The 21,876-nt window shown below is 70.5% G+C and carries 18 protein-coding genes; 15 read left to right on the top strand and 3 right to left on the bottom strand.

Annotated elements, in window-relative coordinates:
* Positions 1-2,019 (top strand): GTP pyrophosphokinase (relA, locus tag CCN72_RS20810; protein ID WP_086808823.1); only part of this gene is annotated, 2,019 nt, incomplete at its 5' end.
* Between the two features lie 334 nt (positions 2,020-2,353).
* Here the strand turns inward: relA and CCN72_RS20805 are convergent.
* Complete coding sequence (locus tag CCN72_RS20805; RefSeq protein ID WP_085562538.1) at positions 2,354-3,583, bottom strand: DUF349 domain-containing protein; 1,230 nt, start codon at positions 3,581-3,583, stop codon at positions 2,354-2,356.
* A gap of 142 nt (positions 3,584-3,725) precedes the next feature.
* A complete protein-coding gene (locus tag CCN72_RS20800) occupies positions 3,726-4,559 on the bottom strand; it encodes a peptidylprolyl isomerase (protein WP_086808822.1) in 834 nt (277 codons plus the stop codon).
* A 146-nt stretch (positions 4,560-4,705) separates the two neighbouring features.
* On the opposite strand from CCN72_RS20800, the gene CCN72_RS20795 reads away from it, so the two are divergent.
* The 5 genes from CCN72_RS20795 (at position 4,706) to rpsD (ending at position 10,067) form a co-directional block, all read left to right on the top strand.
* Positions 4,706-5,413 (top strand): MBL fold metallo-hydrolase, encoded by a 708-nt coding sequence (locus CCN72_RS20795; protein ID WP_086808821.1) that lies wholly within the window; start codon positions 4,706-4,708, stop codon positions 5,411-5,413.
* A 13-nt stretch (positions 5,414-5,426) separates the two neighbouring features.
* Positions 5,427-6,689 carry a histidine--tRNA ligase gene (gene hisS / locus CCN72_RS20790; protein ID WP_085562541.1) on the top strand — a complete coding sequence of 421 codons (1,263 nt, stop codon included), beginning with the start codon at positions 5,427-5,429 and terminating at the stop codon, positions 6,687-6,689.
* A gap of 377 nt (positions 6,690-7,066) precedes the next feature.
* Positions 7,067-7,720, top strand: coding sequence for a vitamin K epoxide reductase family protein (locus CCN72_RS20785; RefSeq protein ID WP_086808820.1), 654 nt, complete (start codon positions 7,067-7,069; stop codon positions 7,718-7,720).
* Positions 7,721-7,791: 71 nt separating this feature from the next.
* Positions 7,792-9,147 (top strand): replication-associated recombination protein A, encoded by a 1,356-nt coding sequence (locus tag CCN72_RS20780; protein WP_086808819.1) that lies wholly within the window; start codon positions 7,792-7,794, stop codon positions 9,145-9,147.
* Positions 9,148-9,452: 305 nt separating this feature from the next.
* Positions 9,453-10,067 (top strand): 30S ribosomal protein S4, encoded by a 615-nt coding sequence (gene rpsD, locus CCN72_RS20775; protein WP_037651039.1) that lies wholly within the window; start codon positions 9,453-9,455, stop codon positions 10,065-10,067.
* Between the two features lie 135 nt (positions 10,068-10,202).
* Here rpsD and CCN72_RS20770 read toward each other — a convergent pair whose 3' ends face one another.
* Positions 10,203-12,338, bottom strand: a complete 2,136-nt coding sequence (locus tag CCN72_RS20770; RefSeq protein ID WP_208638056.1) for an ATP-binding protein — start codon at positions 12,336-12,338, stop codon at positions 10,203-10,205.
* Between the two features lie 152 nt (positions 12,339-12,490).
* On the opposite strand from CCN72_RS20770, the gene CCN72_RS20765 reads away from it, so the two are divergent.
* The 9 genes from CCN72_RS20765 to CCN72_RS20725 form a co-directional block, all read left to right on the top strand.
* Positions 12,491-12,946, top strand: coding sequence for a DUF948 domain-containing protein (locus tag CCN72_RS20765; protein WP_086808818.1), 456 nt, complete (start codon positions 12,491-12,493; stop codon positions 12,944-12,946).
* Between the two features lie 9 nt (positions 12,947-12,955).
* Positions 12,956-13,312 (top strand): hypothetical protein, encoded by a 357-nt coding sequence (locus CCN72_RS20760; protein WP_037651036.1) that lies wholly within the window; start codon positions 12,956-12,958, stop codon positions 13,310-13,312.
* Positions 13,312-15,984 (top strand): alanine--tRNA ligase, encoded by a 2,673-nt coding sequence (gene alaS / locus CCN72_RS20755; RefSeq protein WP_086808817.1) that lies wholly within the window; start codon positions 13,312-13,314, stop codon positions 15,982-15,984. Before CCN72_RS20760 ends, alaS begins: the two co-directional genes overlap by 1 nt.
* 25 nt (positions 15,985-16,009) lie before the next feature.
* Positions 16,010-16,474: a Holliday junction resolvase RuvX gene (gene ruvX / locus CCN72_RS20750; RefSeq protein WP_051849848.1), complete on the top strand. Its 465-nt coding sequence runs from the start codon at positions 16,010-16,012 to the stop codon at positions 16,472-16,474.
* A gap of 121 nt (positions 16,475-16,595) precedes the next feature.
* Entirely contained in the window at positions 16,596-18,314 is a 1,719-nt protein-coding gene (mltG, locus tag CCN72_RS20745) for an endolytic transglycosylase MltG (protein WP_086808816.1), read from the top strand.
* Positions 18,295-19,134, top strand: a complete 840-nt coding sequence (locus CCN72_RS20740) for a shikimate dehydrogenase (protein WP_085562548.1) — start codon at positions 18,295-18,297, stop codon at positions 19,132-19,134. The genes mltG and CCN72_RS20740 overlap by 20 nt, the downstream gene beginning before the upstream one ends.
* 233 nt (positions 19,135-19,367) lie before the next feature.
* The gene (gene aroC, locus CCN72_RS20735) at positions 19,368-20,552 is read left to right on the top strand and encodes a chorismate synthase (protein WP_086808815.1); all 1,185 of its coding nucleotides are present in this window, start codon (positions 19,368-19,370) and stop codon (positions 20,550-20,552) included.
* Positions 20,549-21,064, top strand: coding sequence for a shikimate kinase (locus CCN72_RS20730; protein WP_086808814.1), 516 nt, complete (start codon positions 20,549-20,551; stop codon positions 21,062-21,064). The genes aroC and CCN72_RS20730 overlap by 4 nt, the downstream gene beginning before the upstream one ends.
* Positions 21,061-21,876 (top strand): 3-dehydroquinate synthase family protein (locus CCN72_RS20725; protein WP_086808813.1); only part of this gene is annotated, 816 nt, incomplete at its 3' end. The genes CCN72_RS20730 and CCN72_RS20725, both read left to right, overlap by 4 nt.

Below are 21,876 nucleotides of genomic sequence, written 5' to 3'. Positions count from 1 at the left end.
CTGCTGCACGACACCGTCGAGGACACCGAGTACGGCCTGGAGGACCTGCGCCGTGACTTCGGCGACGTGGTCGCCCTGCTCGTGGACGGCGTCACCAAGCTGGACAAGGTCAAGTTCGGCGAGGCCGCGCAGGCCGAGACCGTGCGCAAGATGGTCGTCGCCATGGCCAAGGACCCCCGCGTCCTGGTCATCAAGCTCGCCGACCGCCTGCACAACATGCGCACCATGCGCTACCTCAAGCGCGAGAAGCAGGAGAAGAAGGCGCGCGAGACCCTGGAGATCTACGCGCCGCTCGCCCACCGCCTGGGCATGAACACCATCAAGTGGGAACTGGAGGACCTCGCCTTCGCGATCCTCTACCCCAAGATGTACGACGAGATCGTCCGGCTGGTGGCCGAACGGGCGCCCAAGCGCGACGAGTACCTCGCCATAGTGACCGACGAGGTCCAGTCCGACCTGCGCGCCGCCCGTATCAAGGCGACCGTCACCGGGCGCCCGAAGCACTACTACAGCGTCTACCAGAAGATGATCGTCCGCGGCCGCGACTTCGCGGAGATCTACGACCTGGTGGGCATCCGTGTCCTGGTCGACACGGTCCGCGACTGCTATGCCGCCCTCGGCACCGTGCACGCGCGATGGAACCCGGTCCCCGGCCGGTTCAAGGACTACATCGCGATGCCCAAGTTCAACATGTACCAGTCACTGCACACCACGGTGATCGGCCCCAACGGCAAGCCCGTCGAACTCCAGATCCGCACCTTCGACATGCACCGCCGCGCCGAGTACGGCATCGCCGCGCACTGGAAGTACAAGCAGGAGGCCGTCGCCGGCGCCTCCAAGGTGCGCACCGACGCGCCCAAGACGGCCGGCAAGGACAAGGACGCCATCAACGACATGGCGTGGCTGCGGCAGTTGCTCGACTGGCAGAAGGAGACCGAGGACCCGGGCGAGTTCCTGGAGTCGCTGCGCTTCGACCTGTCGCGCAACGAGGTCTTCGTCTTCACGCCCAAGGGCGACGTCATAGCGCTCCCGGCCGGCGCCACCCCGGTGGACTTCGCCTACGCCGTGCACACCGAGGTCGGCCACCGCACCATAGGAGCGCGGGTCAACGGCCGCCTCGTACCGCTGGAATCCACCCTGGACAACGGCGACCTGGTGGAGGTCTTCACCTCCAAGGCGCCCGGCGCCGGACCCTCCCGGGACTGGCTCGGCTTCGTCAAGTCGCCCCGGGCGCGCAACAAGATCCGCGCCTGGTTCTCCAAGGAGCGCAGGGACGAGGCGATCGAGCAGGGCAAGGACGCCATCGTGCGGGCCATGCGCAAGCAGAACCTGCCGATCCAGCGCATCCTGAACGGCGACTCCCTGATCACGCTCGCGCACGAGATGCGCTACTCGGACATCTCCGCGCTGTACGCGGCGATAGGCGAGGGCCATGTCTCCGCGCAGAACATCGTGCAGAAGCTGGTGCAGGCCCTCGGCGGCGAGGAGGCCGCCACCGAGGAGATCGACGAGACGGTCCCGCCGTCCCGCAGCCGCCGCAAGCGCCGCTCCAGCGCCGACCCCGGCGTCGTGGTCAAGGGCGTCGACGACGTGTGGGTCAAGCTGGCCCGCTGCTGCACGCCCGTGCCCGGCGACCCGATCATCGGCTTCGTCACCCGCGGCAGCGGCGTCTCCGTGCACCGCAGCGACTGCGTCAACGTGGATTCGCTGTCCCGGGAGCCGGAGCGCATCCTGGACGTCGAATGGGCGCCCACCCAGTCCTCGGTCTTCCTGGTCGCCATCCAGGTCGAGGCCCTGGACCGCTCCCGCCTGCTGTCGGACGTCACCCGCGTACTGTCCGACCAGCACGTCAACATCCTCTCGGCCGCCGTCCAGACCTCCCGCGACCGCGTCGCCACCTCCCGCTTCACCTTCGAGATGGGCGACCCCAAGCACCTGGGACACGTCCTGAAGGCCGTACGGGGCGTGGAGGGCGTGTACGACGTCTACCGGGTGACCTCGGGACGCCAGAAGCATTAGCGGGGCTCTGAGCACAGCAAAAGGCGGGCCGGGCAGTCACTCTGCCCGGCCCGCCTTTTTGCTGCGCTCAGTGCCTCTTCCAGGCCCACCAGCTTCCCCTTGCCGTCACGGGTGGTGGTCACGACGAAGTCGATCTCACCCGTGGTCGGCGGCGAAGGCGCTGGGCGCCATGGCCACACCGGACGAGACTACGGCGGCCAGCGATACTGGGCTCCAGCGAGATTCGCTGAGAGGAAATTCATGAAGTCCGGCCGGAACCAGGACGCCCGGAAAGCGGTCGGGGCGGCAACCATTACGGTCACCGCCCCATGAGGTGCGTGCTGTCGCCGGCAGGTCAGCCGCCGAACTCCTGGAGGCCCTTCAGGGCCTGGTCCAGGAGTGCCTGGCGGCCCTCCAGCTCCTTCTGGAGCTTGTCGGCCCTGGAGTTGTTGCCCTGGGCGCGGGCCTGCTCGATCTGCGTCCCGAGCTTGTCCACGGCGGCCTGGAGCTGACCGGTCAGACCCTCGGCACGCGCCCGCGCCTCCGGGTTCGTCCGGCGCCACTCGGCCTCCTCGGCCTCCTGGATCGCCCGCTCGACCGTGTGCATCCGGCCCTCGACTTTCGGACGCGCGTCCCGCGGGACGTGGCCGATGGCCTCCCAGCGCTCGTTGATCGAACGGAAGGCGGCACGGGCGGCCTTCAGCTCACCGATCGGCAGCAGCTTCTCTGCCTCCTCGGCCAGCTCCTCCTTGAGCTTCAGGTTCTCCGCCTGCTCCGCGTCCCGCTCGGCGAACACCGAGCTGCGCGCCGCGAAGAACACGTCCTGGGCGCCGCGGAAGCGGTTCCACAGGTCGTCCTCGTGCTCGCGCTGGGCGCGGCCCGCGGCCTTCCACTCCGACATCAGATCGCGGTAACGGGCCGCCGTCGGACCCCAGTCCGTGGAACCCGACAGCGACTCGGCCTCGGCGACCAGCCGTTCCTTGATCCGGCGGGCGTCCTCGCGCTGCGCGTCCAGCTGCGCGAAGTGCGCCTTGCGGCGCTTGGAGAACGCCGACCGGGCGTGCGAGAAGCGGTGCCACAGCTCGTCGTCGGACTTGCGGTCCAGCCGCGGCAGGCCCTTCCAGGTGTCCACCAGCGCCCGCAGCCGCTCACCGGCGGCCCGCCACTGGTCGGACTGCGCCAGCTGCTCCGCCTCGGCGACCAGGTCCTCCTTGGCCTTGCGGGCCTCGTCGGACTGCTTGGCCCGCTGGACCTTGCGCTCCTCGCGGCGCGCCTCGACCGTCTCCACGAGCTTGTCCAACCGACCGCGCAGCGCGGCCAGATCGCCGACCGCGTGATGCGCGTCCACCTGCTCGCGCAGATGGTCGATGGCGGCCTGGGCGTCCTTCGCCGACAGGTCGGTGGTCCGCACTCGCTTCTCGAGGAGGCCGATCTCGACAACCAGGCCCTCGTACTTGCGCTCGAAGTAGGCCAGCGCCTCCTCAGGGGAGCCGGCCGCCCAGGATCCGACGACCTGCTCGCCGTCGGCCGTACGCACGTACACGGTCCCCGTCTCGTCGACGCGGCCCCACGGGTCGCTGCTCACAGCGCCTCCTCCACATGATGCCTCGGGGTGCCTCAGCGCCCCGGGCATCGACCACAGTTTCGTCACGGCCAACATAGGCGACCAGCGGGTTCCCTGTCCGCATCCAGCGCGACCGAAATTCCACCGACGGCCCCGGCCGCTCTCAGGACTTGGTGACCGTCGCCTTGTTGATCACAACGGTCGCGTTCGGGGCGGTGTTGCCGGACGTCGGGTCGGCCGGCTGGGCGCCCGCCGCCGCGATCTTGTTCAGCACCTTCATGCCGGACGCCGAGATCGTGCCGAACGGCGTGTACTGGGGCGGCAGCGGGCTGTCCTTGTAGACCAGGAAGAACTGGCTGCCACCGGTGTGCTTCTGGCCGGTGTTGGCCATCGCCACCGTGCCCGCCGGGTAGGTGTTCTTCTTCAGGCCGGCGTCCTTCAGGTTCTCGTCCGGCAGCGTGTAGCCGGGGCCGCCCATGCCGGTGCCCTGCGGGTCGCCGCACTGGAGCACAAAGATGCCCTCCGTGGTCAGCCGGTGGCACTTGGTGTGGTCGAAGTAGCCCTTGCCCGCGAGGAAGTCGAAGGAGTTGACCGTGTGCGGGGCCGCCGACGTCTTCAGCGCGATCGGGATGTCACCGCACGTCGTGGAGAGGTCCATCGTGTACTTCGCCGACGTGTCGATCGACATCGCCGGCTCCTTCTTCCAGCTGAGCTTCTTCACCGAGCCCGCCGCCGGCTTCTGGCACGGGTCCGGCGCCTTGCTCGGCTGCGCGGACGCGCTCGGCTTCGTCTTGGCGCCGGCGTCGGTCTTCTTGTCGTCGCCCCCCAGCACATGGGTCGTGTAGAGCGCCACACTGCCGATCACGATCACGCCCAGTACCGACGCGATCGCGGAGTTGCGCACGCGGGCCTTGCGCCGCGACTCGGTGCGTCGCTGCTGCTGCCGCAAGAACTTCTCCCGGGCGAGCTGACGCCGCCGCTGCTCCTGGCTGACCACCGGGTTCTCTCCTCATGCGTGTCGTGTACTGCGTGTAGCCCCGTACCGTATATGGGTTCGCTGAGGAAACGGCAGCGCCGGTAGGCTCTGACTGCGGCCGAGGCCGCCTTGTCACCTCCTGCACACCGATGAAACGAAGGACGATCGTGCTCATTGCCGGGTTCCCCGCCGGGGCCTGGGGGACGAACTGCTATCTCGTCGCCCCCGCCGCCGGTGAGGAGTGCGTGATCATCGACCCGGGCCACCAGGCCGCCGAGGGAGTCGAGGAAGCGCTGAAGAAGCATCGGCTCAAGCCCGTCGCCGTCGTCCTCACCCACGGCCATATCGACCATGTGGCCTCGGTCGTCCCCGTGTGCGGCGCCCATGACGTGCCCGCCTGGATCCACCCCGAGGACCGCTACATGATGAGCGACCCGGAGAAGGCGCTCGGCCGCTCGATCGGCATGCCCCTGATGGGCGAGCTGACCGTGGGCGAGCCCGACGACGTCCGGGAACTGGCGGACGGCGCGCAGCTGGAGCTGGCCGGCCTGGAGTTCTCCGTCGCGCACGCGCCGGGCCATACCAAGGGGTCGGTGACCTTCCGGATGCCCGAGAGCGCCGACGTGCCGTCGGTGTTCTTCTCCGGGGATCTGCTGTTCGCCGGCTCCATCGGACGCACCGATCTGCCGGGCGGATCCATGGCGGACATGTTCGGGTCGCTGGCACGGGTGTGCCTGCCGCTCGACGACTCCACCGTGGTCCTGTCCGGCCACGGCCCCCAGACGACCATCGGCCGCGAGCGCGCCACCAACCCCTATCTGCGGGAAGTGGCAGCCGGCCAGGGAGCCCCCGCGGCTCCCCGACGAGGAATGTGACGAGAGAGCTTCCGTGAGCACCTTCCAGGCCCCCAAGGGCACCTACGACCTGATCCCGCCGGACTCCGCGACGTACCTGGCGGTCCGCGAGGCGATCGCCGCCCCGCTGCGCAACTCCGGCTACGGCTACATCGAGACCCCCGGCTTCGAGAACGTCGAGCTGTTCGCACGCGGTGTCGGCGAGTCCACCGACATCGTCACCAAGGAGATGTACGCCTTCGAGACCAAGGGCGGCGACAAGCTCGCCCTGCGCCCCGAGGGCACGGCCTCCGTGCTGCGCGCGGCCCTGGAGGCCAACCTGCACAAGACCGGCAACCTCCCGGTCAAGCTCTGGTACTCGGGCTCGTACTACCGCTACGAACGCCCGCAGAAGGGCCGCTACCGCCACTTCTCCCAGGTCGGTGCCGAGGCGATCGGCGCGGAGGACCCGGCGCTGGACGCCGAGCTGATCATCCTGGCCGACCAGGCGTACCGCTCGCTGGGCCTGCGCAACTTCCGCATCCTGCTCAACAGCCTGGGCGACAAGGAGTGCCGGCCTGTGTACCGGGCCGCGCTCCAGGACTTCCTGCGCGGCCTCGACCTCGACGAGGACACGCTGCGGCGCGCCGAGATCAACCCGCTGCGCGTCCTGGACGACAAGCGCGAGTCGGTCCAGAAGCAGCTCACCGGCGCCCCGCTGCTGCGCGACTACCTGTGCGACGCCTGCAAGGCGTACCACGAGGAGGTCCGCGAGCTGATCACGGCGGCGGGCGTGGCCTTCGAGGACGACCCGAAGCTGGTCCGCGGCCTGGACTACTACACCCGCACCACCTTCGAGTTCGTGCACGACGGCCTCGGCTCGCAGTCCGCGGTGGGCGGCGGCGGCCGCTACGACGGCCTGTCCGAGATGATCGGCGGCCCCGCGCTGCCCTCCGTCGGCTGGGCCCTGGGCGTCGACCGCACGGTCCTCGCCCTGGAGGCCGAGGGCGTGGCGCTGGACCTCCCGTCCACCACGTCCGTGTACGCCGTCCCGCTCGGCGAGGAAGCCCGCCGCGTCCTGTTCGCCAAGGTCACCGAGCTGCGCAAGGTGGGCATCGCGGCGGACTTCGCGTACGGCGGCAAGGGCCTCAAGGGCGCCATGAAGAACGCCAACCGCAGCGGCGCGCGCTTCACCCTGGTCGCCGGCGAGCGCGACCTGGCCGAGGGCGTCGTCCAGCTGAAGGACATGGAGTCCGGCGAGCAGAGCGCGATCGGTGTCAACGAGATCGTGGCGGAGCTGGAGTCGCGGCTCGGCTAGCAGCCGACAGTTTGCGTGCGAAGGGGCGCCGGGGACATCCCCGGCGCCCCTTGCGCACTGCGCCGGCGGCGTCCGCCGTCAACCCGGTGGGTGCCGATTCGTCCTGCCAGAGGAACCCGAACACCTCACCGCGCCGGACGCCGGAAACCGGGCCGGCCATCGCGATCACGTCCCCGTACCGCTCGCGCGACCCCGTACATTCACCGCGAATTCGCTCGCGTGTGCTGTCATGGCCTTGATGCTCCGGCCGAAACCATACGGTCCGTGACCGCCGGGCGGCCTTCCTTATGTCCGTCGAACGGTGGGCACACAGAAGGGTGCGGCACAATGGCCGGTGCCCGAAGATGGTCCAACTCTCAAGTGACGGAATCGGCGTGATGAGCAAGACGACAGTCAACGACGTCTCCGCGGTGTCCGGTCCCGACCGCCCCGCCGACGGCCGCACCGTGGGCGGCAGCCGCGCCTTCGCCCTGCTGCTGGTCATCACCGGCGCGGCCGGGCTGCTGGCCGCGTGGGTGATCACGCTCGACAAGTTCAAGATCCTCGAATACAAGGTCGCGGGCAAGACCTTCACGCCCGGTTGCAGCGTGAACCCGGTGGTCTCCTGCGGCAGCGTGATGGAGAGCAAGCAGGCCGCCGCCTTCGGCTTCCCCAACCCGATGCTCGGCCTGGTCTGCTACGGCATCGTGATCTGCGTCGGCATGAGCCTGCTGACCCGCGCCCGCTTCCCGCGCTGGTACTGGCTGACCTTCAACTTCGGCACCCTGTTCGGCGTCTGCTTCGTCACCTGGCTCCAGTTCGAGTCCCTGTACCGGATCAACGCCCTGTGCCTGTGGTGCTCGCTGGCCTGGGTCGCCACGATCACCATGTTCTGGTACGTCACCTCGTTCAACGTCCGCCACGCCTTCCTGCCCGCCCCGCGCTGGCTGCGCTCCTTCCTCGGCGAGTTCACCTGGGTGCTGCCGGTCACCCACTGCGGCATCATCGCCATGCTGATCCTGACCCGCTGGGGCAGCGCCCTCTGGGCCTGAGACCCCGCCCGCGGCCCGGTCCCCGCATGGGTCCGGGCCGCATTGTCAGTGCCGTGACTTAGGGTTTCAGCGTGGAACCCGACCTCTTCACCGCCGCAGCAGAAGAACGCCAGGAGAAGGACCCGGCGGCCAGCCCCCTGGCGGTGCGCATGCGCCCGCGCACCCTCGACGAGGTCGTGGGCCAGCAGCACCTGCTCAAGCCCGGCTCGCCCCTGCGCCGCCTGGTCGGCGAGGGCTCCGGCGGCCCCGCAGGACCGTCCTCGGTGATCCTCTGGGGCCCTCCCGGCACCGGCAAGACCACCCTCGCGTACGTCGTCTCCAAGGCCACCAACAAGCGCTTCGTGGAGCTGTCCGCGATCACCGCGGGCGTCAAGGAGGTGCGCGCGGTCATCGACGGCGCCCGCCGCGCCACCGGCGGCTTCGGCACCGAGACCGTCCTCTTCCTGGACGAGATCCACCGCTTCAGCAAGGCCCAGCAGGACTCCCTGCTCCCCGCCGTCGAGAACCGCTGGGTGACCCTGATCGCGGCCACCACCGAGAATCCCTACTTCTCGGTGATCTCCCCGCTGCTGTCCCGCTCCCTGCTGCTCACCCTCGAACCCCTCACCGACGACGACATCCGCGGCCTGCTGCGGCGCGCCCTGGACGCCGAGCGCGGTCTGAAGGGCGCGGTCACCCTCCCCGAGGACACCGAGGAGCACCTGCTGCGCATCGCGGGCGGCGACGCCCGCCGCGCCCTGACCGCCCTGGAGGCCGCCGCCGGAGCCGCCCTCGACCAGGACGAGCGCGAGATCTCCCTCGCCACGCTGGAGCAGACCGTGGACCGGGCGGCGGTCAAGTACGACCGTGACGGCGACCAGCACTACGACGTCGCCAGCGCCCTCATCAAATCCATCCGCGGCTCCGACGTGGACGCGGCCCTGCACTACCTCGCCCGCATGATCGAGGCCGGTGAGGACCCCCGGTTCATCGCGCGGCGCCTGATGATCTCCGCCAGCGAGGACATCGGCCTGGCCGACCCGAACGCACTACCCATCGCGGTCGCCGCCGCCCAGGCCGTCGCCATGATCGGCTTCCCCGAGGCGGCCCTCACCCTCAGCCACGCCACCATCGCCCTCGCGCTCGCCCCCAAGTCCAACTCCGCGACGACCGCGATAGGCGCCGCCCTGGAGGACGTCCGCAAGGGCCTGGCGGGCAGCGTCCCGGCGCATCTGCGCGACGGCCACTACAAGGGCGCCGCCAAACTCGGCCACGCGCAGGGGTATGTGTATCCGCACGACCTGCCCGAGGGCATCGCCGAGCAGCAGTACGCCCCGGACACGGTCAAGGACCGCGAGTACTACGCGCCGACCCGGCACGGCGCCGAGGCGCGCTACGCGGACGCGGTCGACTGGACCCGCAGGCACCTCGGTCGCAGGCGGTCCTGAGCAGCCTGTAGAATGCTCCGAAGCGCCCAGTCCCGTGCCGTCAGAGCGGGACAACGGGCCGGAGACCCGTCCCTTCGGGGACGGACTCCAGGAGCGTCGCGCACCGTCGAACGGTGTCGCGGGCAGCCCACCACCACCGGGAGTCCCGGAGCGGTCGGTGGGCCACTCGCGTGCTGCACGTATGTGCCCAGATCAGGGAAGCGGCTGCCCAGCGGGTCCCCAGTGGACCGGCGGGTCTTCCCGGCTGCGGATGCGACCTCCCGAAACCTCTGGCAAGCCGAACACTACGAAACGAGATTGAGACAGTGGCGAACCAGTCCCGCCCCAAGGTCAAGAAGTCGCGTGCCCTCGGCATCGCGCTGACCCCGAAGGCCGTCAAGTACTTCGAGGCCCGCCCCTACCCGCCGGGTGAGCACGGCCGTGGCCGCAAGCAGAACTCGGACTACAAGGTCCGTCTGCTGGAGAAGCAGCGTCTGCGCGCTCAGTACGACATCTCCGAGCGTCAGCTCGTCCGCGCCTACGAGCGTGCCTCCAAGGTCCAGGGCAAGACCGGTGAGGCCCTGATCGTGGAGCTGGAGCGCCGCCTCGACGCGCTGGTCCTGCGTTCGGGTCTCGCCCGCACGATCTACCAGGCCCGCCAGATGGTCGTCCACGGCCACATCCAGGTCAACGGCCAGAAGGTCGACAAGCCGTCCTTCCGTGTCCGTCCGGACGACGTCGTGCAGGTCCGCGACCGCTCCAAGGACAAGACGCTCTTCCAGATCTCCCGTGAGGGTGGCTTCGCCGCCGACGGCGAGACCCCGCGTTACCTCCAGGTGAACCTCAAGGCCCTGGCGTTCCGCCTGGACCGTGAGCCGAACCGCAAGGAGATCCCGGTGATCTGCGACGAGCAGCTCGTCGTCGAGTACTACGCCCGCTGATCCCAGCCCCGGCGCAGCACCGCACTCCGGACCGCCGTCCTCCCCGTCCCGCTGGGCCGGGGGAGGCGGCGGTTCCGCGTTTCCGGGCCCGGGCGGTGCGACGGATCCGGCGTTCCCCCGGCCGCGCTGCCCGGCCTACCGGCCCTGCCCCGCCTCGCAGCCCCCGCCGGTGCGCACCGCGTTCCACCGTGCCGTCCCGCGCGGCGCCGGTACCGCGGCCGGCGGCCGGTTCCCGTCCCGGCCCAGCACCCGGCTCACCGCGGCCTCCCGGTCCAGGCGCCCCCCGTGTCGTACGCACTCCTCGTAACGGGCATCGCCGAGCGCTCCGCGGGCGGCCGACTCGCACTGGGCGTGCGGGGCGTTGTAGTGCGCCGAACCGAAGAGGGGCAGGCCCACCGAGGGCCACAGCCGGGCGGCCGCACCCTGAAGGACGGCCGCCTCCGCGGGATCGCCCTCGGTCGCCGTCACCAGGGCGAGCAGTTCGAGGGTCAGCACCGAGCCCAGCAGATCGTCGAAGGCATGGACGTTGCACAGACACTCGGTCAGCAACTCCCGCGCCCGCCCCGGAACGCCCTCCCGCCAGGCCGCGTACGCCAGGACGTACAGCGCGTACGATCGCGCCCAGCGCTCCCCGTGCTCCTCGCACACCCGGCGCACGTCCTCGCACAGCCGTACCGCGTCCGGCAGATCCCCCTGGAAGGCACGCGCCATCGCCAGCTCGACGCGCCCCATGAGCACATTGCTGTTCAGCTCACCGATCTCCGCATAGCGCGCCAGCGCCGAGCGCAGCAGCGTTTCTGCACGCGGGGGATCGTCCGTGACCAGCGCCAGACAGCCGGTGCGGTGCTCCGCGTACGCCAGCGCCGGCGCGTCCGCCGCACGCTCAGCCAGCTCCCGGCACCTGCGCAAGGTCTGCCGCGCGGGCCCGCTGTCGCCCTGGAGCACCGCCACGTACCCGAGCACCCACAGCGCCTTCAGCCGGGACCGCTCGTAGCCCGACTCCAGCGCCACGCTCCGCTCCAGCCAGCGGCGCCCCTCCGCCAGCCGCCCGCAGCCCACCCAGCAGAACCACAGCGACCCCGCCAGGTACTGCCCCAGATGCGCCTCCGCGGGCTCGGTCAGACAGAACTCCAGCGCGGCCCGCAGGCTGGGCAGCTCCACCGCCAGCCGCGCGGCCACCTCCCGCTGCCGGGGCGAGAACCACTCCAGTTCGCACCAGGTCGCCAGGCCCAGGTACCAGTCCCGGTGCCGCCGCCGCAGCCGTACCGCGTCCCCGGTCGCCTCCAGCCAGCCGGCGCCGTAGGCCCGCACGGTGTCCAGCATCCGGTAGCGCGAACCCGCCGCGGTCTCCTCGCGGGCGATCACCGACTGGGCCAGCAGCTCCGAGAGCACATCGAGGATCTCCGTGTCGGGCAGCCCCTCCCCGCTGCACACGTACTCGACCGCCTCCAGGTCGAAGGTCCCCGCGAACACCGTGAGCCGCGCCCACAGCAGCCGCTCGGGCGGGGTGCACAGCTCATGGCTCCAGCCGATCGCCGTGCGCAGTGTCTGATGGCGCGGGAGCGCGTCGCGGCCGCCGCCGGTCAGCAGCCGGAACCGGTCGTCCAGCCGGTCCAGCAGCTGCGCGGGGGACAGGGCCCGCAGCCGCGCTGCCGCCAGCTCCAGCGCCAGCGGGATGCCGTCGAGCCGGGCGCACAGCTCGCGCACCTCGGGAGTGTCGGACACCGTGATCCCCTGCTCCCGGGCACGGGCCCTGAGCAGCTGCACCGCCTCGTCCGCGCCGAGCGGCGCCAGCGGGAACAGCCGCTCGCCCGCGAGGCCCAGCGGCCGCCGGCCCACCGCGAGCACCCGCAGCTGAGGAAGTTTGCGCAGCAGCTGCGCGACCAGCTCGGCGGTGGCCGCCACCAGATGCTCGAACCCGTCGAGTACCAGCAGCGTGGGGCGCGCGGCCAGCTGCTCCAGCACCGTCTCGCGCGGCGTCCGGGTGGTGTGGTCGGTCAGCCCGAGGGCCTCCGCCACCTCGTACTCCACGAACTCCGGGTCGTGCGCCGGCGCCAGCTCGACCCAGCCGTGCGCCGTCTCCCAGTCCGCCACGACCCGCGCGGCCAGCCGTGACTTGCCCACTCCGCCGGTCCCGGTCACCGTCACCAGCCGGGCCGACCGCAACGCCGCGGCGAGCCCCGCCGCCTCCGCCGTACGTCCGACGAATCCGGTCAGTTCAAGGGGCGGCTCGCCGTCGGCGAAAGGTTCTGGGCACTGAGGACCTCGCATGGGACACGGAGCGTACTGAACCGTGTTCATTCCGTACAATCGCTTCCCGTGACTCCACCGTTCCCGCCGGTAATCCGGTACGGAGCGTCCGCCCCGGCGCGATAGGCTCGGGACACGACTTTTCCGATGCTCAGGCACGTTTCAGGGAGCGGGTGCGCACAGTGTCCGGTGGCGAGGTGGCCGGGATCCTGGTGGCCGTCTTCTGGGCGATCCTGGTCTCCTTCCTCGCGGTGGCCCTCGCGAGGGTGGCCCAGACGCTCAAGGCGACCACCAAGCTCGTGGCGGACGTGACCGACCAGGCCGTCCCGCTGCTCGCGGACGCCTCCCAGGCGGTGCGCTCCGCGCAGACCCAGATCGACCGGGTCGACGCGATCGCCACCGACGTCCAGGAGGTCACCTCCAACGCCTCCGCCCTGTCCACCACCGTCGCCTCCACCTTCGGCGGCCCGCTGGTCAAGGTAGCGGCCTTCGGCTACGGCGTCCGCAGGGCGCTCGGCGGCCGCAAGGAGGAGGACGTGCCCGGGAATTCGGCCCGGCGTACGGTGATCGTGGGCCGCACGGTCCCCGCCGCACGACGCAAGCGCAACCTCCGCGGGAAGAGGGACTGAGACCGAGCCATGTTCCGTCGTACCTTCTGGTTCACCACCGGCGTCGCCGCCGGCGTCTGGGCCACCACCAAGGTCAACCGCAAGCTGCGGCAGCTGACCCCCGAGAGCCTGGCCGCGACCGCCGCCAACAAGGCTCTGGAGACCGGCCAGCGCCTGAAGGACCGCGCGGTCGGCTTCGCGCTCGACGTCCGCGACAACATGGCTCAGCGGGAGGACGAGCTCCAGGAGGCCCTCGGCATCCAGGACGACGCACTCCCGGCGCCCCGGCGGCTCACCGCCATCGAATACACCCCGAGCACTGACCGCACCAACCCGAAGTACATCGAATCCCCGATGCACTCGTACAACCGGAATGAGGACCACTGATGGAGTCGGCCGAGATTCGCCGCCGCTGGCTGAGCTTCTACGAGGAGCGCGGTCACACCGTCGTCCCTTCGGCGTCGCTCATCGCGGACGACCCGACTCTGCTCCTCGTCCCCGCCGGCATGGTGCCCTTCAAGCCTTACTTCCTGGGTGAGGTCAAGCCCCCCTTCCAGCGCGCCACCAGCGTGCAGAAGTGCGTGCGCACGCCCGACATCGAAGAGGTCGGCAAGACCACCCGCCACGGCACGTTCTTCCAGATGTGCGGCAACTTCTCCTTCGGCGACTACTTCAAGGAAGGCGCCATCAAGTACGCCTGGGAGCTGCTCACCAGCGACCGGGACAAGGGCGGTTACGGCCTCGACCCCGAGCGCCTGTGGATCACCGTCTACCTGGACGACGACGAGGCCGAGCGGATCTGGCACGAGGTCGTCGGCGTGCCCAAGGAGCGCATCCAGCGCCTGGGCAAGAAGGACAACTTCTGGTCCATGGGCGTCCCCGGCCCCTGCGGCCCCTGCTCCGAGATCAACTACGACCGCGGCCCCGAGTTCGGCGTCGAGGGCGGCCCGGCCGTCAACGACGAGCGGTACGTGGAGATCTGGAACCTCGTCTTCATGCAGTACGAGCGGGGCGAGGGCACCGGCAAGGACGATTTCGAGATCCTCGGCGACCTGCCCAGCAAGAACATCGACACCGGCCTCGGCCTGGAACGCCTCGCCATGATTCTGCAAGGCGTGCAGAACATGTACGAGATCGACACCTCGATGGCCGTCATCCAGAAGGCCACCGAGCTGACCGGTGTCCGCTACGGCGACGCCCAGGACTCGGACGTCTCCCTGCGCGTGGTCACCGACCACATGCGCACGTCCGTGATGCTCATCGGCGACGGCGTCACCCCGGGCAACGAGGGCCGCGGCTATGTGCTGCGCCGCATCATGCGCCGCGCCATCCGCAACATGCGGCTCCTGGGCGCCACCGGACCGGTCGTCAAGAACCTGGTCGACACCGTGATTGCCATGATGGGCCAGCAGTACCCGGAGCTGGTCACCGACCGCGAGCGCATCGAGAAGGTCGCCGTCGCCGAGGAGAACGCCTTCCTCAAGACGCTCAAGGCCGGCACCAACATCCTGGACAGCGCCGTCACCGAGACCAAGCAGTCCGGCGGCAGCGTCCTGTCCGGCGAGAAGGCCTTCCTGCTCCACGACACCTGGGGCTTCCCGATCGACCTCACCCTGGAGATGGCCGCCGAACAGGGCCTCGCCGTGGACGAGGAGGGCTTCCGCCGCCTGATGAAGGAGCAGCGGGAGCGCGCCAAGGCCGACGCCCAGGCCAAGAAGACCGGCCACGCCGATCTCGGTGCCTACCGCGAGATCGCCGACAGCGCCGGCGCCACCGACTTCATCGGGTACGGCGACACCGAGGCCGAGTCCACCATCGTGGGCCTCCTGGTCGACGGCGTCTCCTCGCCCGCCGCCTCCGAGGGCGACGAGGTCGAGATCGTCCTGGACCGCACCCCGTTCTACGCCGAGGGCGGCGGCCAGATCGGCGACACCGGCCGGATCAAGGTCGACTCCGGTGCCGTGATCGAGATCCGCGACTGCCAGAAGCCGGTCCCGGGCGTGTATGTGCACAAGGGCGTCGTCCAGGTCGGCGAGGTGACCGTCGGCGCCAAGGCCCAGGCCTCCATCGACGTGCGCCGCCGCAAGGCCATCGCCCGCGCCCACTCGGCCACCCACCTCACCCACCAGGCGCTGCGCGACGCCCTCGGCCCGACGGCCGCCCAGGCCGGTTCCGAGAACCAGCCGGGCCGCTTCCGCTTCGACTTCGGCTCGCCGGCCGCCGTGCCGACGGCCGTGATGACCGACGTCGAGCAGAAGATCAACGAGGTCCTCGCCCGCGACCTCGATGTGCACGCCGAGGTCATGGGCATCGACGAGGCCAAGAAGCAGGGTGCCATCGCCGAGTTCGGCGAGAAGTACGGCGAGCGGGTCCGCGTGGTCACCATCGGCGACTTCTCCAAGGAGCTGTGCGGCGGCACGCATGTGCACAACACCGCCCAGCTGGGCCTGGTGAAGCTGCTCGGCGAGTCCTCCATCGGCTCCGGTGTGCGCCGTATCGAGGCCCTGGTCGGCGTGGACGCCTACAACTTCCTCGCCCGTGAGCACACGGTCGTCAACCAGCTGACCGAGCTGCTCAAGGGCCGCTCCGAGGAGCTGCCGGAGAAGGTCTCCGCCATGCTCGGCAAGCTGAAGGACGCCGAGAAGGAGATCGAGAAGTTCCGCGCCGAGAAGGTGCTCCAGGCCGCCGGCGGTCTCGCCGAATCGGCCAAAGACGTACGGGGCATCGCCCTGGTCACCGGGCAGGTCCCGGACGGCACCACGCCGGACGACCTGCGCAAGCTGGTCCTCGATGTGCGCGGCCGTATCCAGGGCGGCCGGGCCGCCGTGGTCGCCCTGTTCACGGTGAACAACGGCAAGCCGCTGACGGTCATCGCCACCAACGAGGCCGCCCGCGAGCGTGGTCTGAAGGCCGGTGACCTGGTGCGCACGGCCGCCAAGACCCTCGGTGGCGGCGGTGGCGGCAAGCCGGACGTCGCCCAGGGCGGCGGTCAGAACCCGGCCGCCGTCGGCGAGGCCGTCGAGGCCGTCGAGCGTCTCGTCGCCGAGACCGCCAAGTGATATCCGAGTAAGGAAACGGTCGGAAATGCGCAGAGGACGTCGGCTTTCGATCGACGTCGGGGACGCCCGGATCGGGGTCGCCTCGTGCGACCCCGACGGGATCCTCGCCACCCCGGTGGAGACGGTCCCCGGCCGGGACATCCCCGCCGCCCACCGCCGGTTGCGTCAACTGGTGGCGGAGTATGAGCCGATCGAGGTAGTCGTCGGTCTCCCTCGCTCCCTCAAGGGGGGCGAGGGCCCGGCCGCCGTCAAGGTCCGGGCCTTCACCCAGGAGCTGGCCAAGGGCATCAAGCCGGTGCCGGTCCGCCTCGTGGACGAGCGGATGACCACGGTGACGGCCTCGCAGGGACTGCGCGCCTCGGGCGTGAAGTCCAAGAAGGGCCGCTCCGTCATCGACCAGGCCGCGGCCGTGATCATCCTCCAGCAGGCCCTCGAATCCGAACGGGTGTCAGGTAAGCCACCCGGCGAGGGCGTCGAAGTGGTCATCTGATCGCGATACGGTAACGTTCCGCGCGATGCGGCGGCGTTCGAACAGCCGCCGCACAGCAAGAGGCGGAGCGGAAGCCGGCCCCCGGCCGCGTGACCGTCGGCCTCGCGGCTCTAGGGGATCGATGACTGAGTATGGCCGGGGCCCAGGCTCCGAACCGTGGCATCCGCAGGACCCGTTGTACGGGGACGGCGGATGGGAAGGGCAGCAGGCGTACGCCGGGCATCAGGCTGCCTACGGCGGCCAGTCGCAGCAGCAGTACCCGCAGCAGCCGCAGCAGCAGTACGGCGGCGAGTGGGTCCAGGGCCCCCAGCCCGGGTACGACGGCCAGCAGTACCCGTACTACGGCGACCAGGGGCACCCTCAGTACGACCCCCAGTACCAGGGCCAGTATCCGCAGCACCCGCAGCAGCCGGGCCATCCGCAGCAGCCCGGCCACCACCAGGGCGGCTGGGACGCGACCGGCACCCACGGCCAGGTGCCCTACGCGGCCGACCCCGGCGACCCCTACGGCCAGCAGCCCGTGGCCTACGGCGCCGAACAGCCCGACCTCTACGGCACCGAGGACGCCTACCCCCCGCCGGAGCCCCCCGGCCGCAGGCGCCCCGAGGCCGAACCCGATCCGGAGGCCCCCGCCGACGACGAGGAGGAGCACGCCTTCTTCGCGGGCGGCGGGGACGACGACGAGGACGGCGAGGAGCATGAGCTGGCCGGCCGCAGGGAGCGGCGCGCCGGCAAAGGCCGAAAACCCGTCAAGAGCAAGAAGCGCCGCACCGGCTGCGCCTGCATGGTCGTCGTCCTGGTCTTCGGCGGCGGCCTCGGCGGAGTCGGTTACTACGGCTACAAGTTCTACCAAAATCGTTTCGCCCCGGCCCCGGACTACGCGGGCGACGGCACCGGCGAGGCGGTGACCGTCGAGATCCCCAAGGGCGCGGGCGGCTGGGACATCGGACGGCGGCTGAAAGAGGCCGGTGTCGTCAAGAGCGCCGACGCGTTCGTACACGCCCAGGGCACGACACCGGGCGGCGACTCGATCCAGGCCGGCGCCTATCTCCTGAAGAAGGAGATGTCCGCCGCGAGCGCGGTGCGCATGATGCTCGATCCGAAGAGTCAGAACAATGTGATGGTGACGCCGGGCGAGCGTAATTCCGCCGTCTATCAGACCATCGACAAGAAGCTCGAAATGCCCGCCGGCAGCACCGAGAAGATCGCGAAGAAGAACTACAGCAGCTTCGGGGTCCCTGCCTGGGTGCAGAAGAACTCCGAGATGAAGGACCCGCTGGAGGGCTTCCTCTTCCCGGGCACGTACCCGGCCGCCAAGGGCATGAAGCCGGACGCGATCCTCAAGCAGATGGTGGCCCAGGCCAAGGAGCGGTACGCCGCCTACGGACTGGACGCGAAGGCCAAGTCCCTTGGTCTGCATGACGCGTTCGAGCTGGTCACGGTCGCGAGCCTGGTCCAGGCAGAGGGCAAGACGCACGAGGACTTCCGCAAGATGGCCGAGGTGGTCTACAACCGCCTGAAGCCCACCAACACCGAGACGAACCAGCTGCTCCAGTTCGACTCGACGTACAACTACGTCAAGGGCACCAGCAATATCCATATCTCCGAGAAGGAGATCAACAGCAACCAGAGCCCGTACAACACGTACACCCACAAGGGCTTGCCGCCCGGTCCGATCGGAAACCCCGGCGAGGACGCGATCAAGGCGGCGCTGAATCCGACCCACGACGGCTGGATCTATTTCGTGGCGACCGACGGTACGACCAATACCGAATTCGCCAAGACGTACGAAGAATTCCAGCAACTCAAGGACAAGTTCAATGCCAGCTCGGGCAACTGACGCCCGCCGGGCCGCCGTGCTCGGAAAGCCCATCGCCCACTCGCTCTCCCCGGTGCTGCACCGGGCCGCCTACGCCGAACTCGGCCTCACCGGCTGGTCGTACGACCGGTTCGAGGTCGACGAGGCGGAGCTGCCGGGCTTCTTCGAGAAGCTCGGGCCCGAGTGGGCGGGGCTGTCGCTGACCATGCCGCTGAAGCGGGCGGTCATCCCGCTGCTGGACGAGATCAGCGAGACCGCCGCCTCGGTGGACGCGGTCAACACGGTCGTGTTCGGCGCGGACGGCCGCAAGCGCGGCGACAACACCGACATCCCCGGCATGGTGGCCGCGCTGCGCGAACACGGCATCGAAGAGGTCGAGTCCGCCGCGATCCTCGGCGCCGGCGCCACCGCGTCCTCCGCGCTCGCCGCTCTCTCCCGTGTCTGCACCGGCGAGGTCGTCGCCTATGTGCGCAGCGAGCCCCGCGCCGCCGAGATGCGCCAGTGGGGCCGCCGCCTCGACGTGGACGTCCGTACGGCCGACTGGTCGGAGGCGGCCGAGGCGCTGCGCGCCCCGCTGGTGATCGCCACCACCCCGGCCGGCACCACGGACGCCCTGGCCGCCGCCGTGCCCGAGCGCCCCGCCACCCTCTTCGACGTGCTCTACGAGCCCTGGCCCACCGAGCTGGCCGCCCGCTGGTCCATGTACGGGGGCGCCGTGGTCGGCGGCCTCGACCTGCTGGTCCACCAGGCCGTCCTCCAGGTCGAGCAGATGACCGGACGCACCCCGGCGCCCCTGGAGGCCATGCGCCGGGCCGGGGAAGCGGCACTCGCCGCCCGCTGAACGGCCGCGTCCGGGCCCGCTGGCCGCGTCGTGTCCGGCGCGCCGGCTGCCTCGCGTCCGGCCCGCTGATGGCCCGTATCTCGTCCGCTTGCTGGACCGGACACCGGACACCCGCCGCGGACGTGGGAGGATCGGACATGGCGGACCGGGGTCGCGCATCCGGTCCCTCCGTCGGCGCCCGCGGAAAGACGCGTGGGCCGGGCAGTACCGGGCGCGAACACTGAGGAGCACCGTTGAGCAGGCTGCGTTGGCTGACCGCGGGGGAGTCCCACGGTCCCGCACTTGTGGCGACGCTGGAGGGCCTTCCCGCCGGCGTACCGATCACCACGGAGATGGTGGCGGATCACCTCGCGCGGCGGCGGCTCGGCTATGGCCGCGGTGCGCGGATGAAGTTCGAGCGGGACGAGGTCACTTTTCTGGGTGGTGTCCGGCACGGACTGACCCTCGGCTCCCCGGTCGCGGTCATGGTGGGCAACACCGAGTGGCCGAAGTGGGAGCAGGTCATGTCGGCCGACCCGGTCGACACCGAGATCCTCGACGGGCTCGCCCGTAACGCGCCGCTGACCCGGCCGCGGCCCGGCCACGCGGACCTCGCGGGCATGCAGAAGTACGACTTCGAGGAGGCCCGCCCGATCCTGGAGCGCGCCTCCGCGCGGGAGACGGCCGCCCGGGTGGCGCTGGGCGCGGTGGCCCGGTCGTACCTGAAGGAGACGGCCGGGATCGAGATCGTCTCCCATGTGGTCGAGCTGTGCTCGGTGAAGGCCCCGGCCGGGGTGTACCCGACGCCTGCCGATGTGGAGAAGCTGGACGCGGACCCGCTGCGCTGCCTGGACGCGGACGCGTCGCGGGCGATGGTCGAGGAGGTCGACCAGGCCCACAAGGACGGCGACACCCTCGGTGGCGTCGTCGAGGTGCTGGCGTACGGCGTGCCGGTGGGTCTGGGCTCGCATGTGCACTGGGACCGCAAGCTGGACGCGCGGCTCGCCGGCGCCCTGATGGGCATCCAGGCGATCAAGGGTGTGGAGATCGGCGACGGCTTCGAGCTGGCCCGGGTGCCGGGCTCGCAGGCGCACGACGAGATCGTCAGCACCCCGGAGGGCATCCGGCGGGTCTCCGGGCGCGCGGGCGGCACCGAGGGCGGTCTGTCCACGGGTGAGCTGCTGCGGGTGCGGGCCGCGATGAAGCCGATCGCGACCGTGCCGCGCGCGCTGCGCACCGTGGACGTGACCACCGGCGAGGCCGCGCAGGCGCACCACCAGCGCTCGGACGTCTCCGCGGTGCCCGCCGCGGGCATCGTGGCCGAGGCCATGGTCGCGCTGGTCCTGGCCGACGCGGTCGCGGAGAAGTTCGGCGGCGACTCGGTGGGCGAGACCCGTCGAAACGTCGGTTCGTACCTCGACCACCTGCGGATCCGATGAGCGGGCCGCGTCTCGTCCTCGTCGGCCCGATGGGCGTCGGCAAGTCCACCGTGGGCCGGCTGCTGGCCGAGCGGCTGGACGTCGGCTACCGGGACACCGACGACGACATCGTGGCCGCCGAGGGCCGGGAGATCTCCGAGATCTTCGTGGACGAGGGCGAGGAGCACTTCCGGGCGCTGGAGAAGGCGGCCGTGGCCACCGCGCTCACCGAGCACCGAGGCGTCCTCGCGCTCGGCGGCGGCGCGGTCCTCGACGCGGACACCCGGGCGCTGCTCGCCCCGCACCCGGTGGTCTACCTCTCCATGGACGTGGAGGAGGCGGTCCGCCGCACCGGTCTGAACGTGGCCCGTCCGCTGCTCGCGGTCAATCCGCGCAAGCAGTGGCGCGAGCTGATGGAGGCCCGGCGCCACCTGTACGAGGAGGTCGCCACCGCCGTCGTCACCACCGATGGGCGCACCCCCGAAGAGGTCACCCAAGCAGCGCTGGACGCACTGGAGTTGAAGAAGGCATGAGCGAGGCAGTCACCCGGATCCAGATCGCGGGCAGCGCGGGCACCGACCCGTACGAGGTGCTGGTCGGCCGCCAACTCCTGGGCGAACTGGCCGGGTTGATCGGCCCCAAGGCCAAGCGGGTCGCGGTGATCCACCCGGAGGCGCTGGCCGAGACCGGGGACGCGCTCCGCGCCGACCTGGCCGAGCAGGGCTACGAGGCGGTCGCCATCCAGGTGCCCAACGCCGAGGAGGCCAAGACCGCCGAGGTCGCCGCCTACTGCTGGAAGGCGCTCGGCCAGTCCAACTTCACCCGCACCGACGTCATCGTCGGCGTGGGCGGCGGCGCGACCACCGACCTGGCCGGGTTCGTGGCCGCGACCTGGCTGCGCGGGGTGCGCTGGATCGCCGTACCGACCACCGTGCTCGCCATGGTGGACGCGGCGGTCGGCGGCAAGACGGGCATCAACACCGCCGAGGGCAAGAACCTGGTCGGTGCCTTCCACCCGCCGGCCGGGGTGCTGTGCGACCTGGCCGCGCTGGACTCGCTGCCGGTCAACGACTACGTCTCCGGGCTCGCCGAGATCATCAAGGCCGGTTTCATCGCCGACCCGGTGATCCTCGACCTGATCGAGGCCGACACCGAGGCCGCGCGGGGCCCGCAGGGCCCGCACACGGCCGAGCTGATCGAGCGCTCGATCCGGGTGAAGGCCGAGGTGGTCTCCTCGGACCTGAAGGAGTCCGGCCGCCGCGAGATCCTCAACTACGGCCACACGCTCGGCCACGCCATCGAGAAGAACGAGCGCTACAAGTGGCGGCACGGCGCCGCGGTCGCG

The sequence above is a fragment of the Streptomyces murinus genome, assembly GCF_002154555.1.
Lineage (GTDB): Bacteria > Actinomycetota > Actinomycetes > Streptomycetales > Streptomycetaceae > Streptomyces > Streptomyces murinus.
This window is presented reverse-complemented; position numbering and strand designations above follow the sequence as displayed.